Raw genomic sequence first — 13,464 nt, 5'->3', positions numbered from 1 at the left:
TCCTTTTTCTCTTCTATTTTATCCGGGCAGGTATCCCACATACCATGCGGTAAACTTCGTCGCTGTGCTTCGCCAGCTTCACTGCCGCTCTGCCGGCGCTTTCCCTCCACCGCCTGTCAAATGGATCTTCGGGTACGATCCCGCAGCCAAGCTCATTTATGGTAATAATCACATCCGGATTATGATCCACAATTTGCCGGATCATTTGGTCAGGGTCTTTTTCTTCTTTTAACAGTCTTCTGACGTATTCATGAAAATCATGAATGATTGCGCATTCAAGGGCCGCCTCACAGGGATCTGTGGCGCCCTCTGCAACCTTTTCACTCTCTTTCGATTCTATATTTGCGATTTGCAGGGCATAGGTAAGCTTCCCCTGCCATGCTCCTCCGATAATTAATTTCATTCCAATTCCTTTCTGATTCCGGTATCATTTCATATGGGACAGAATCGCCAGTCCCATCACAAGAGCCAGCTCCAGAATCTGGAGAAAGTATCCCGCAAGATCTCCTGTGATACCCCCAAATTCCCGTTTTGACATGTGATAATAATATAAAAACACTACGAATGATATGGCAATAACTCCTGATACTGCAAAAGCTCCTGTGAAAAGCCATATTGCAATCAAAGAAATAATAAGATAAAGAACCATAACAGTTCCAACCACTCTTTTATGAGCTCCATCTGAAAAAGCTGCAGCCAGGCCGCTTTTTTTTGCCATGGGGAAGGTAACAACAGAGAGCCCGCTTAGCGCTCTGGTTATAACAAACGTAATACAAAATGCAGGAATCATAACTGGTCTCATTTCTATAAAAAATGCCAGATATAAAAGGAAATAGATTCCGCATCCAATGATCGCAAAGGCTCCTGTATGGGGATCTTTTAGTATCTCCAGCTTTTTCTCTGTTTCACCGTGGGATGATTTTGCATCAATTACATCTAATAATCCATCCATATGGATTCCGCCTGTAACCGCTACAGGGATAACAACAGGCAGTATCTGTGCCAAAAAGGGGAATCCCATAGTACGAAAAAGGAGGATGGCACCGTATTCCATCAAACCGATTACAGCTCCTATGAGGGGGAAAAAACACATGGCATATTTCATCCGTTCTTTTGTCCACTGAACCTGGGGCACAGGAATCCTGGAATACATGGAAAACGCTATCATCATACTGCCGGGTAGATTCATGGCACTGCCCCTTTCTTTCTATTAAACAGCTTAGTATTTAGCATCTTACAGCCATTAAAAAATATAATATCACAAAATCTGGTAAATGTCATTTCCTAATCATGAACCAGTTTAGACTGAAGAGATTCAGAGGGGTACAGCTTAGGTTTTGAATATCTTTATAGGGCATAGGAAGAGAACTGTCTGCTGCTATGCCTCAAATAGTATAGAAAAGGGATATTGGGCATGTGTAGGAAAAAGACTTTGTCTTGCCTCGCAAGCTGCAAGACGGCGGGGCAAGAATAAAGAGTCAATTGCTTCTATGCCAAAATTAGGGATTAGAGAGGTCGGAAAGTCAGGAATACGTGGCAGGGGAGCCGAAAAGAAGTCATCTCTGCCCCTGCTCATAACGACGGGCAAAAATAAACAGCAATGCTTTCAACTTTTTCATCTTTTTCAACTTTCAATCATGGTTCTTTTCCTTTTTCATCTTTTATGATAAACTTGAATCATCAATTATACAGGGGGAAATGTATGTTATTGGAATTCACTTATACAAAAAAGGAGTATGCAGACGGTTGGAGGAGATTTTTCTTCCTGACAAAAGTAATTAAGAAATTTGATTTGGTTGTTATGGCATTTTCTTTACTGATTCCGCTCTATTTGTTCTACCAGTATGGCTTTACCAGGTTTTATATCATGCTGGCCTTGGTAATATATTTTTTTAATCTTGTCATTGTTGCAGTCTTTTTCATTCGTCCTTACATGTTTTATCAGGAGTATGAACAACTTCATCATGCCTATAAGCTATTGTTTGAAGACGATAAAATCACCTTTGACGCACACGCCATCCATTCAACCTTATCCTGGGATATCTACAAACACTATATGGAGAACAAGGACTATTTTTATATTATACAGAAAAAGCGTACCTACACCTTAATACCAAAACGTATTTTTGCATCAGAAAATGAACTCAGCGCATTCCGGCAGCTTTTAACTGATCATTTAACAACTCCTTAAAACACTCAGGCTGCCGCATTCAAAGACATCATGGTCCTTGATGCGGCAGCCCTGTTAATGATTCTGCCTAAATCAGTTTTTCCAGATCCGGAAGCACCTCTAAGCTTCTCTTTAAAATCCCCTTCATGTAAGCAATGGCAGTTCCATAGTTGGTAAAGGGCACTCCTGCATCCGCCGCTGTCTTTCTGCGGTAAACCATCTCCCTTTCATTTAACATACAGCTGCCGCAGTGAATAATCAGCTTATAGTCGGAAAGTTCTTCCGGGAACTCTCTGCCTGAAGACGTTTCAATCACAAGATCCTTACCCGTAAATTCCTTCAGCCACCGGGGAAGCTTCACCGTGCCGATGTCATCACACTGTCTGTGGTGGGTACAGCCCTCTGATATGAGAACTTTATCTCCATCCTTTAGGGTGCTGATTGCCGCCACTCCTTTGATTGCATCCTCTAAAAAGCCTTTGTACCGTGCCATCAGGATAGAAAATGAGGTCAGTAGAATGTCATCTGGCGTATCCTTATTCACCTGTTCAAATGCCTGACTGTCTGTTATAACCAGATAAGGTCTGGTTCCAAGCTTTTCAATGGTCTGCTTAAGCTCCGTATCTCTTACGGATATGGCAACCGCTCCGGCCTCTAATATGTCTCTCATGGTCTGCTGCTGCGGCAGAATAATTCTGCCCTTTGGAGCTGCAGAATCAATGGGGATAACCAGAATTACAAGATCACAGGGCTTTAGCAAATCCCCTACAATCCGCATCTTCATGTCTCCTGTATTGACCAGAACTCCGATCCGTTCTTTCAGTTCATGAATTCGAAACCCTGTCTGGGCACTGACAGAAAGACCATCTTCATAATCTCCCTCTCCCACAAGATCCGACTTGTTATACGCAACTACATAAGGAATATTCTTCTCTTTAAACAATCCGATCAGCTGCTGGTCCACTTCTGTCTTTCCTGCAGTTCCATCCACCACCAGGACTGCACAGTCTACGCGGTTTAAGATCTGTTTTGTCTTACGCACACGCATCTCACCCAAAGCACCTTCATCATCGAAGCCTGGTGTATCGATAATCACTACTGGTCCCATGGGAAGAAGTTCCATGGATTTATGAACGGGATCTGTTGTGGTTCCTTTGATATCTGATACCACAGACAACTCCTGTCCGGTTACTGCATTGACTACACTTGATTTTCCTGCATTACGGCGGCCAAAAAAGCCGATATGAATTCTCTCAGATGACGGCGTCTCATTTAATCCCATGTTTATCTCCTCATTTATGTCGTCTGCGGGGTATCAGAACCGGAAATCCCGGATTCCAGCTTCAATATTTTCCAGATGATCTTCACAGATCGTCCGTACCTTCTCTTTGGGAATATTATTTAATTCAGCAGCAATTAACGCCTCGCCTACTTTCCGTGTATCCTGGGAAGCGTAGTCCATTAAATATTCCTTTAATGTCATCAATGCGTTTGGCTGGCAGCAGTTTTGAATCTGACCGCTTTTACAAAGACTCATAAAACGGTCTCCGGTTCTTCCTTCCCGGTAGCATGCCGTACAGAAGGAAGGGATATAGCCTAAATCCATGAGCCAGTGTACCACTTCATCAAGAGTTCTCTGGTCCGAAACGTCAAACTGTTCTGTATCCGTAGGACGAACCTCTTCCTCGTAACCGCCTACACTGGTTCTGGAACCGCCGCTGATCTGGGAAACTCCAAGGCGAATCACCTTTTCTCTCACGCTCTGGCTTTCCCTGGTGGATACGATCATGCCTGTGTATGGAACGCAGACACGGATCAGTGCGCACAGCTTTGCAAAAATCTCGTCGCTGATTCCGTTAGAAAAAGCATTGGGATCAATATCGTCAGCACTCTTAATACGTGGGACACTGATGGTATGAGGGCCTACTCCATGAACTGCTTCTAAGTGCTCCGCATGCATTAACAGGCCTGCAAATTCATACTTGTACCGTTCCAGTCCAAATAAAACTCCAATTCCTACATCGTCAATACCGCCCTCCATAGCACGGTCCATGGCCTCTGTATGGTAAGCGTAATTATGCTTTGGTCCTGTTGGGTGAAGGCTTTCATAGCTTTCCTTGTGATATGTTTCCTGGAATAAAATATAGGTTCCGATTCCGGCATCTTTTAATTTCCGGTAATTTTCCACGGTGGTAGCTGCTATGTTAACATTTACTCTGCGGATGGCACCATTTTTATGCTTGATGGAATAAATGGTATTGATACATTCCAGGATGTATTCAATGGGGTTATTAACCGGATCTTCTCCAGCTTCAAGGGCAAGCCGTTTATGCCCCATGTCCTGAAGGGCAACTACTTCTCTGGCAAGTTCTTCCTGTGTCAGTTTCTTTCTTGCAATATGTTTGTTCTTTAAATGATAGGGGCAGTAGGTACAGCCATTTACACAGTAATTGGACAGATAGAGAGGCGCAAACATAACAATCCGGGTACCGTAAAACTTCTTTTTAATCTCCTCTGCAAGATCATAAAGTTCTTTGATCTTTTCCGGGATATCGCAGGCTAAAAGAACGGAAGCCTCCCTGTGGGTCAACCCTTTTAATTCTCTGGCCTTTGCAATAATCTGATCAATCAGTTCCACATTGTTTTTGTTTTGTTCCGCATAATCAAGAGTTTCCAGAATTTCTTCATGAGAAATGAATTCTTCCGCTTTCAGCGATTTTGGATCATACATCGTAATTCACCCTTTCTTTTGGGTCAGCATCTGCTTTCCCGTCAGTGTTTTTTTGTACTTCTAAGCATTCACATTCTGATAGGCTGTTTTGGAACTGATTCCGCTTAACTTCCCGATCTTTCCGGTAAGTGCGGATATGGTACTTTGAGGAGCATCTACCGCAATGCTGATGACGCTCACTCCTTTTTTCGGATATGGAATTCCCATACGTCCAATGATGTAATGTCGGTATTCATGCAAAATTTCGTTTAAAATTTCTACAGAATCTTCCTCCTCCACAACAATACCGATCACAGCAATTCTTGTTTCCATGCTTATCCCCTTCTTTCCGTCTTCCTTTTCTCATTTGAACAAGAAAAGCCGCGCCAATCAGGCGCGGCAAACAAACAATTCCTCAATTGCCGAACCTTCTACCTCAAAACTGGTTTTTGGTATCAGGATGCTACTATGTGATAAATATAACATACTTGAGGATTTTTTTCAATTAATTCCTTCTTTGATTTTTATGGGGATCCCTGCCACTACTTCCACCACCATATGAGCCCTGTTTGCTGCAAGCTGATTGATGTTTCCAAGGACCTTGCGGTATTCATTGGTTTCGGGGCTGTATTGATCTCCATCAGAAAAAACTTCATTTGTCACGATAACCAGATGATCGGTCAGTAGCTCTAAATGAGAGATTCCTTCAGCAATCTCTGCTGCAGCCGTTTTTTTATCAAGAACCGGTAAATCTCCTTCTTCCCACAGGCCAAACAGTTCATTGGAAACCAGATTGGACATGCATTCCAGAAGAATAACGGAAGGTCTTGATTTGAAAACCAGATTTTTTAAACTACGGTAACATTCTACTGTCTCAAACTGCTTTTTTTCCCGCATTTTCCGGTGTCTTAAGATTCTGTTTCTGCACTCCTCATCCCACGGTTTCATGGTGGCAATATAGACGTTTCTGTCTCCACCCAGAGATACCGCCAGATTTTCTGCATATTCTGATTTTCCGCTCCCGCTTCCTCCGATAATCAGGGCAGTCATGACGGTTCCTCCATGGGTTTATAAGCCTCGATCTCGATATCTTCAAAAGAGCTCATGGTACTATATACATCTGCCGCCATTTGGAGCAGCGGAACAGCCGCAATCGCTCCTGTCCCTTCTCCCAGACACATACCAGCCTGAATAAGAGGAGACAATTCCAGTTCTTCCAGAAGAATGCGTCCTGCGGGTTCTGCAGATACATGAGAGGCAATCATAAAATCCCGGCACCCCGGATAAATCCGTTCTGCCAAAAGTGCCGCAACTGCTGATATAAAGCCGTCTAAAAGTACAGGAATGCGGTAAATGGCTCCTCCTAAAAAGATTCCCGTCATGCCGGCCAGATCAAAACCGCCCACTGCTGACAGGATATCAATTTCATCCTGACAATTGGGACTGTATCTGGCTACCGCCTCCTGGATTACCTTTCGTTTCTTTATCAGTCCAGCATCATTTAACCCGGCACCCCTTCCAGTCAGCCCCATGGGATCCTGCTTTAGCAGAAGGGCTGCAACCGCACTGCTGGTGGTTGTATTTCCAATTCCCATCTCACCAGTTGCCGCCAGATCATATCCTTTTTCTGAGAGTTCTCCCATTAGTTGGATTCCTGTTATGATTGCCTGTACAGCTTCATTTCTGGTCATTGCATTGGTTTTACTAAAATTTTTGGTTCCATATGCAATTTTTCTGTTTATTAATGGATAGGTGGAACCGGACTCCAGATCTCTTGCAACTCCCATATCAACCGGAAACACATCCACTCCAGCCCGTTTTGCCATAATACACACACTGCTGTTGCCTCGTGTCATATTTTCCGCCACTACTGCAGTCACTTCCATACCGGTCTGGGTAACACCCTCTTCCACAATTCCGTTATCTGCACACAGAATCAGAAGTCCACGTTTTTTTAATGTTACCAGTGAGTTTTCCCTGATCCCCGCTATTTTTACAATATCATCTTCCAACACACCAAGGCTGTTTAAGGGCTTGGCTACATGAGCCCAGCGAAGACGTGCTGTCTCCATTGCTTTCTTATCAGGCTGCTGTATCGCTGATAAATAATCCTTTAGTTCTTCATTCATTCTTTATGCCTCTCTGGTTAAGATCTTTTCATAGAGTTCAAACCATGGGATTCCATACTCTCCGTAACCTAAATCCGCCTTTCCGGCAAAACAGTAACCAAGCTTCCTGTAAAGCTGAATGGCAGGCGTATTCCTTTCATTTACATCAAGGCGGATTACGGTTCTCTTCTGCTCTCTGGCTTTTTCTTCTGCAAATTCCAGTAATATTTTTCCAAACCCTCTTCCAAGGAAGTCCGGATGTACCAAAAAGGTATGGATAACTGCGACATCCTCTGGTTTCGCCTCCTGACTCCAGGATCCAGTTTCATATCCCTTTTCCTGTAACCGGTTAACGATTACGGAACCAGCTATTTTACCCTCTGCCCAAAGCACATAAAGAGTTCCCTCTTTCACTCCTGCCTGTGCATCTTCTTTTGTAGGATAGATTCCTTTTCTCCAGCCCGGATAATTGATATGACTTTCCAGGTAGTCATTTACCGAATCGTAAAGCTCTGCAATCTGCTCTATATCCTCTGAACTTCCCTGTACTATGGTAAATTCCTTCATAATTTCTTCCTCTGCTGTGTCATAACCTGTCTGCAAGCTTCTAAAAACCGTTTGGGAAGCATGGGATTGGAAGGGTAATAAAAATGAGGAAAGCCTGCCATTACATTATCTCTGGTTAGGACACAATCCCAGCCCGCATCCCTGCCAGGCTTTCGTGCCTGCATCTGTTCTCCATTGTTAGTACTGTCCCAGTAATGAAATTCATGTCCCCTGATAGACTCACCCTTTTTTAAAAACGGCATATCTTCTTTCGCCGCTGCTTCTATGTATCCAAACCGTTTTAATTTCCCTACAGGAAATGCTCTGCCGGGAATAATCCCTGCCATCAAAAAGACATCATGCTCCTGTGATTCCAGTTCCTCGTGGAGATAGAGGAAACCACCGCATTCCGCCAGCATGGGAATGTGGCTTTCGCTGGCCTCCCGGATTTCCTTAAGCATATTCTGATTTTCGGACAGCTGTTTTAAATATAGCTCCGGATAACCTCCCCCCAGAATCAGTCCGCAGATTCCATCTGGAAGATGGCTGTCCCGAAGGGGACTGAAGGGGATCAGCTGTGCCCCCATATCCTCTAACATCTTTCTGTTTTCCTGATAATAAAAACAAAAGGCCTCATCAACAGCGATTCCCACCGGTATCTTCTCACCGTATGTGGTTGGTTCATCCCGTTCTTCCTTTCCAGATTCCAGGGATAATTCCGGGGCAGTTCCTGATAACCAAAGAAGTCCGTCTATATCAACTGTTTCCTCCATCTTACACGCCAGTTTTATTAGTTTGTCTTTCAGTCCTTCCACTTCTCCCGGAAGAACCAGCCCCAAATGGCGGCTGGAAAAATCCGCCTCGTCGCATTGAGGAAGATATCCGAACACCCGGATTCCCAGCGCTTCTATCTGAGGAGTCAGCCGTTGTGCCATAACAGGTGAGATCCTGTTTAAGATCACGCCTTCGATGCGGCTGTCATTTCTGTATTCCAAAAAACCTTTTAATACAGCAGCCAGAGACAGACTGGCGCCCCTACAGTCAAGAATCAGTACTACCGGTGTTTTCACAGCGCAGGCTACTTCATAGGAGCTTGCCCATGTACTGTCTCCACCCATTCCGTCGTAATATCCCATGACACCTTCTATTACAGATATTTGAACTTCTTTTGATTCTCTGAGAAAAAGCTCTCTCACCGATTCATGATCCAGGAAAAATGTATCCAGATTTCCTCCGTTTATGCCGAGAACCGCCTTATGAAACATGGGATCAATATAATCTGGTCCGCACTTAAAAGAACGGCAGGCAATGCCTCTTAAAAGTAACGCCTGTAAAAGTCCACAGGTGATCATGGTCTTTCCGCTGCCGCTTTTGGGTGCAGCAAGCATGATTCTTTTATTTTCCTGACTCAAAAGACATTCCTCCCTCCCCTCCGAAGGAAATAATATAAACTGGGTTCTGCCCCATCATCATATGATAGGTGCCTGCTGTTTTTGCTTTTGAAACCTGCATCTGAACGATCTCTGCTTCTATGGAGTGTTTTTTCAGCCACAATAACATTTCAGATAAAGATTCCAAAGCAATGAAATTAGCAACTACCCTGACCCAGGGATTTTTTTTCAAAACAAGATCTAAAACTTCTTCTAAATTTCCTGATGTGCCTCCCAGGAATACGTGAGTAGCAACTTCCAGTCCGGACAGCGCTTCCGGAGCAGTCCCTTTTACGACGGTAACGCAGTCCGCCGCAAATTTCTCTTTATTTGCCTCTATGAGAGCCTGTGCTTCCGGCTTCTTTTCCACAGCATAAACCTTCCCGTTGGTTAAATACCCCGATGCTTCTATGGATACGGAGCCAGTACCAGCTCCGATATCATAAAGAATCGAGTCCGGACACAGTTCCAGTTTGGATACACAGACTGTCCGGACCTCGCTTTTGGTCATAGGGACATCGCCTCGGATAAACAATTCATCTCTCATTTTTACCTCTCAATCAATACTGCCGATAAGATATCAAACGTCTGGTTCTTAAGCGTTACAGGTGTGCCAGTGGTAATCCTCTCATCTTCGTAGGATAACCGCTCGCCTACAGATAAACGTGCATGCTCATATCCATTCTCCTCCAAAAGACTGCACAAAGCATTTACGGAATTACGCTTATCCAGCAGGGCGAATATTCTCTGGTGATGGTTCAGTTCTTCCAGAAGATCCCAGTCTCTTCCATGAAGGCTGATCAGCCGCACGTTCTCCCAGCCGGTTTTAAGTCTGGCGCATAGATAGGATACGGAAGAAATTCCAGGAAGAATCTTAGTCTCATAAAGCTGGGAATAGGGTTCTTCTAAAAGAGCCGCTGCCATTTTCTCCGCACCGCTGTAAAAACCGGCATCACCAGAGAAAAGAACGGCAATCCGCTGATACTCTCCATGTTCATTCAGCCAGGGAAGGATATCCTTGCTTAGATAATAGGGAAGCTTTAATATCTCAGGGTTTAAGTCTCCAATATCATGAAGAATCCGCTTAGCCCCGAATACAACCTGACAGTTTTTAAGAGTATTTAATGCTTTTACCGTCATCTGCTCCGGCCCGCCCATTCCGGTTCCTATTAAATAAATGGACCCTTTACAGATAGAGGTCTCAGAGGACTTTCCCTTTATTAAAATCTCCTTTACTTCATCTAATCCCACGCCCTCTTCGTCAATGGGGCGTCCGATTACAACGGCTGTAATGTTGCATAAAGAAGTTGCCTGCAGCTTTTCTAAAAAACCGCCTGCCTGACCTGCCTCTTTTGTGACGAGATAACGGATATTTAACTGGCGGATCATAGCCTGATTCAGTTCCAGAGAAAATGGTCCCTGCATTCCAATAATCCGGTTTCCCTTAAATCCAAGCTGTTCACAGGCAGCCAGAACGGCGGAAGAAGAAAGCACTCTTGCATAGACCCGTTCCTCCCAGTTCTCAACCTTTGTATACCAGTCAAGTTCCTTACTTCCTGTAGTTGCCAGCACATTGCCTGTATTCTGGTTTAAAAAACGGATGGCCTCCTCCATGGAATCCACCCAGACCACATGATCTCCATCCCCGCTGCCTTTTAATGATTCCCGCAGGATCCTTAAGCGTTTCGTTCCTGTCTTAGTACATGCAAGAAGAATATTCCGGCTTACTTCTGCTGCATAGGGGTGGGTGGCGTCTAATACAAGGGTAATTCCCTGTTCCCTGATAAATGCTCCCATCTCTTCTGCGTCCATGGGAGTATTGTGAATATGGAGAAACCTGCTTTCCAAAAGGAGCATCTTCCCATATCCGGTAGCAACGCTGACCCATGCTTCAAGCTGGTTTTCATGACAGAATTCGGCCAGAAGCCGTCCTTCTGTTGTCCCTCCAAAAATCAGTATTTTACACATTTTTATATCCTCTCGGTGTGACCATTCGTCCATTGATCTCTCTGGTCATGGAATTTCCTATGTAAACGGTTGTAAACATATCCACATTGGTATCTTTTAACTGGGAAAGAGTCAAGACCTCCATCTCTTCTCCGTCTCTGCCAATGTTTCTTACAAGCCCGCAGACCGTCTCCGGTTTCTGGTGCTGCAGTACAATATCGCAGGCATTTTTCAGATAATCCGCCCGTTTTTTGCTTGAAGGATTGTATAAACAGATCACCATATCAGAACGGGCAGAATTCTTCAGTCTGTCTTCAATCAGTTCCATAGGCGTAAGAAGATCGCTTAAACTAATCACTGCAAAGTCATGGCCAAGAGGAGCGCCAAGTACCGCTCCGCCGCTTAAGGCTGCTGTAACACCGGGAATCACTTCAATTTCTAAGTCTGGTGACTCTTTTGCCAGCTGAAGAATAAGGCCGCTCATTCCATAGACACCGGAATCACCGCTGCATACCATGGCAACCCGTTTTCCTTCCAGTGCTTTTAAAATAGCCATCTGGCACCGTTCCTGCTCCTGGCGCATAGGGGTAGTAAGCATTTCTTTTTCCGGAAAATGTTCCCGCAAAAGATCGACATACACCGTATATCCCACAATGATTTCACTGTCATTTAACGCATTCACCGCCCTGATTGTCATATCCTCATAGGATCCGGGGCCGATTCCTATTACATATAATTTACCTGTTGTTTTCATATCATTACCTTCCAATCTAAGACTGCAGCAGCAACTGTCACGCCGGCAGCCGCTTCTTTTTTAACGATCAGTTTTCCGCCCCCCAGTTCCTTTACACAGCAAAGTGCTGCCCGCTCGCATACATTGTCCACACCTGTAATCTGCTTCACAAAGGAAGAAGAGGTAAATTCTCCCTCTATTCCTGCAAGAATCTCTGCGGGATAGGTATAAAAGGGAACGCCTGTATCTCTGGCAAATTCACAGAGTCCTTCTTCCTCTTTCTTTAAGTCAATGCTTGCACACCCCGCTATGGCAAGAGAGGATATATTATGTTCCTTTAACACACGGGTTACCCCGTCTTTTATGGCAGTGACAGAGGTGTTTTTTCTGCATCCGATTCCCAGTATCAGAATCTTTGGAATAAGCCTGAGGAGATGATCTGTTTTTCCCTTCTCTCCAGAATCTGCAATTGTGATATACAGACCGGTATCCCCTTTTGCATCTAAGCTTAATTCCTCCGGCAATCTTCCATCTATGGGAAAATCACTGTGAAACCCAACCGTTTCTCCCCTTAAAACAGCTGCTGATACTTTTTTAACCATGTTAAGTTCTGAAATGGCAAGTCCCAGCCTTTTGGCAAATAAATCAGCTGCAAATTTTCCATGTATATCGGTAGCAGTGGTAATCACCGCCTGACCGCCTGTAATTTTGGCACTACGTTCTGCCAGTTCATTGGCTCCCCCTAAATGCCCGGAAAGCACGGAAATACTAAATCTCCCCTGATCATCTAATACCACCACTGCAGGGTCAACCGATTTCCCTTTTATATAGGGAGCAATGGAACGGACTGCAATCCCCATAGCTCCAATAAACACAATTCCGTCTTTATCAATAAATTGCTCTTTTGTCCACTCTCCCAAAGACGAAGTCAGAGGCTTTAGTCCCGGTCCTTTTCCAAAGCCCTCACAAAGCTCTCCCTCTTTTAGAAGTCCTTCCATCAGCGTAATAGCTGTACTGGCTCCTGCCTCCGTAAAGCAAATGACAGCAATTCTCATTCCGTCTCCCCGGTTCCTTTCCGAAATTCAGTGGTAAACGATGGATCATAAAGAAGAGAACGGCTGTAATTGCTTTGTGACACCGCATCTCCCACCAGGATCAGAGCTGTTTTTCTTATCTGCTCTCTCTGGGCGCATTCATCCAATGTGGAAACGGTACAGACCACAGTCTTTTCCTCCGGCCATGTTGCCTTATAGCAAATGGCTGCCGGTGTTTCTGGTGAGTAACCGCCACGAATCAGTTCCTTTGACAGTTCCTTTAACATTCCTGTACTTAAAAAGATCACCATGGTTGCACCATGGGCTGCAAAAGACGCGATGGATTCCCGTTCCGGCACCGGAGTACGCCCTGCCATTCTGGTAATAATCACACTCTGTGTTACCTCAGGAAGTGTATATTCCATCTTCATTGCAGAAGCCGCGCCGCAAAAGGAGCTGACACCCGGGCAGATTTCATAGGAAATCCCCCTGTGATCAAGCTCATCCATCTGCTCTCTGATGGCACCGTAAATGCATGGATCTCCTGTATGGAGTCGTACCGTCATTTTCCCACTTAACTCTGCCTGTACTACTACTTCAATCACCTCTTCCAGGGTCATCTTTGCACTGTCATAAACAGCACAGTCTGGCTTTTTATAATCCAGAAGAGCGGGATTTACCAGGGAACCTGCATAGATAATGACATCCGCTTTTTCTAAAAGTTCTTTTCCTCTGACTGTTATTAAATCCGGTGCTCCCGGACCTGCTCCAACTATATGTACCATA

The 13,464-nt window shown here is 44.6% G+C and carries 15 protein-coding genes; 1 reads left to right on the top strand and 14 read right to left on the bottom strand.

What is annotated here, in order from left to right; translation table 11 throughout:
• Positions 1-13: 13 nt before the first annotated feature.
• Together BXY41_RS19290 and BXY41_RS19285 are read right to left on the bottom strand one after the other, a co-directional pair.
• A complete protein-coding gene (locus BXY41_RS19290) occupies positions 14-403 on the bottom strand; it encodes a bifunctional adenosylcobinamide kinase/adenosylcobinamide-phosphate guanylyltransferase (RefSeq protein WP_104438503.1) in 390 nt (129 codons plus the stop codon).
• Between the two features lie 24 nt (positions 404-427).
• Positions 428-1,189, bottom strand: a complete 762-nt coding sequence (locus BXY41_RS19285; RefSeq protein WP_104438502.1) for an adenosylcobinamide-GDP ribazoletransferase — start codon at positions 1,187-1,189, stop codon at positions 428-430.
• Positions 1,190-1,702: 513 nt separating this feature from the next.
• On the opposite strand from BXY41_RS19285, the gene BXY41_RS19280 reads away from it, so the two are divergent.
• Positions 1,703-2,191 (top strand): YcxB family protein, encoded by a 489-nt coding sequence (locus BXY41_RS19280; protein ID WP_170072467.1) that lies wholly within the window; start codon positions 1,703-1,705, stop codon positions 2,189-2,191.
• 67 nt (positions 2,192-2,258) lie between these two features.
• Here the strand turns inward: BXY41_RS19280 and hydF are convergent, their stop codons facing one another.
• From hydF to cobM, 12 genes are all read right to left on the bottom strand, one after another.
• A complete protein-coding gene (gene hydF, locus BXY41_RS19275) occupies positions 2,259-3,452 on the bottom strand; it encodes a [FeFe] hydrogenase H-cluster maturation GTPase HydF (RefSeq protein WP_104438500.1) in 1,194 nt (397 codons plus the stop codon).
• Between the two features lie 33 nt (positions 3,453-3,485).
• Positions 3,486-4,901 (bottom strand): [FeFe] hydrogenase H-cluster radical SAM maturase HydG, encoded by a 1,416-nt coding sequence (hydG, locus tag BXY41_RS19270; protein WP_104438499.1) that lies wholly within the window; start codon positions 4,899-4,901, stop codon positions 3,486-3,488.
• Positions 4,902-4,961: 60 nt separating this feature from the next.
• Positions 4,962-5,213, bottom strand: coding sequence for a TM1266 family iron-only hydrogenase system putative regulator (locus BXY41_RS19265; protein WP_104438498.1), 252 nt, complete (start codon positions 5,211-5,213; stop codon positions 4,962-4,964).
• Positions 5,214-5,381: 168 nt separating this feature from the next.
• Positions 5,382-5,930: a bifunctional adenosylcobinamide kinase/adenosylcobinamide-phosphate guanylyltransferase gene (locus BXY41_RS19260; protein WP_104438497.1), complete on the bottom strand. Its 549-nt coding sequence runs from the start codon at positions 5,928-5,930 to the stop codon at positions 5,382-5,384.
• On the bottom strand, positions 5,927-7,009 hold the full coding sequence (cobT, locus tag BXY41_RS19255; RefSeq protein ID WP_104438496.1) for a nicotinate-nucleotide--dimethylbenzimidazole phosphoribosyltransferase: 1,083 nt from the start codon (positions 7,007-7,009) through the stop codon (positions 5,927-5,929). Before cobT ends, BXY41_RS19260 begins: the two co-directional genes overlap by 4 nt.
• Positions 7,010-7,012: 3 nt before the next feature.
• Positions 7,013-7,555, bottom strand: coding sequence for a GNAT family N-acetyltransferase (locus tag BXY41_RS19250; protein WP_104438495.1), 543 nt, complete (start codon positions 7,553-7,555; stop codon positions 7,013-7,015).
• On the bottom strand, positions 7,552-8,946 hold the full coding sequence (locus BXY41_RS19245; protein WP_242980247.1) for a cobyrinic acid a,c-diamide synthase CobB: 1,395 nt from the start codon (positions 8,944-8,946) through the stop codon (positions 7,552-7,554). The genes BXY41_RS19250 and BXY41_RS19245 overlap by 4 nt, the downstream gene beginning before the upstream one ends.
• Positions 8,930-9,511, bottom strand: a complete 582-nt coding sequence (cbiT, locus tag BXY41_RS27245; RefSeq protein WP_104438494.1) for a precorrin-6Y C5,15-methyltransferase (decarboxylating) subunit CbiT — start codon at positions 9,509-9,511, stop codon at positions 8,930-8,932. The genes BXY41_RS19245 and cbiT overlap by 17 nt, the downstream gene beginning before the upstream one ends.
• Positions 9,512-9,513: 2 nt before the next feature.
• Positions 9,514-10,932: a precorrin-6A reductase gene (cobK, locus tag BXY41_RS19235; protein ID WP_104438493.1), complete on the bottom strand. Its 1,419-nt coding sequence runs from the start codon at positions 10,930-10,932 to the stop codon at positions 9,514-9,516.
• A complete protein-coding gene (gene cobJ, locus BXY41_RS19230) occupies positions 10,925-11,665 on the bottom strand; it encodes a precorrin-3B C(17)-methyltransferase (protein ID WP_104438492.1) in 741 nt (246 codons plus the stop codon). The genes cobK and cobJ overlap by 8 nt, the downstream gene beginning before the upstream one ends.
• Positions 11,662-12,699, bottom strand: coding sequence for a cobalt-precorrin 5A hydrolase (locus BXY41_RS19225; protein ID WP_104438491.1), 1,038 nt, complete (start codon positions 12,697-12,699; stop codon positions 11,662-11,664). The genes cobJ and BXY41_RS19225 overlap by 4 nt, the downstream gene beginning before the upstream one ends.
• On the bottom strand, positions 12,696-13,463 hold the full coding sequence (cobM, locus tag BXY41_RS19220) for a precorrin-4 C(11)-methyltransferase (protein ID WP_104438490.1): 768 nt from the start codon (positions 13,461-13,463) through the stop codon (positions 12,696-12,698). The genes BXY41_RS19225 and cobM overlap by 4 nt, the downstream gene beginning before the upstream one ends.
• Between the last annotated feature and the right edge of the window lies 1 nt (position 13,464).

The organism is Lacrimispora xylanisolvens (assembly GCF_002934545.1).
GTDB lineage: Bacteria > Bacillota > Clostridia > Lachnospirales > Lachnospiraceae > Lacrimispora > Lacrimispora xylanisolvens.
Note: the sequence above shows the minus strand (reverse complement) of the source record. Positions and strands in the feature narration are given on the sequence as shown.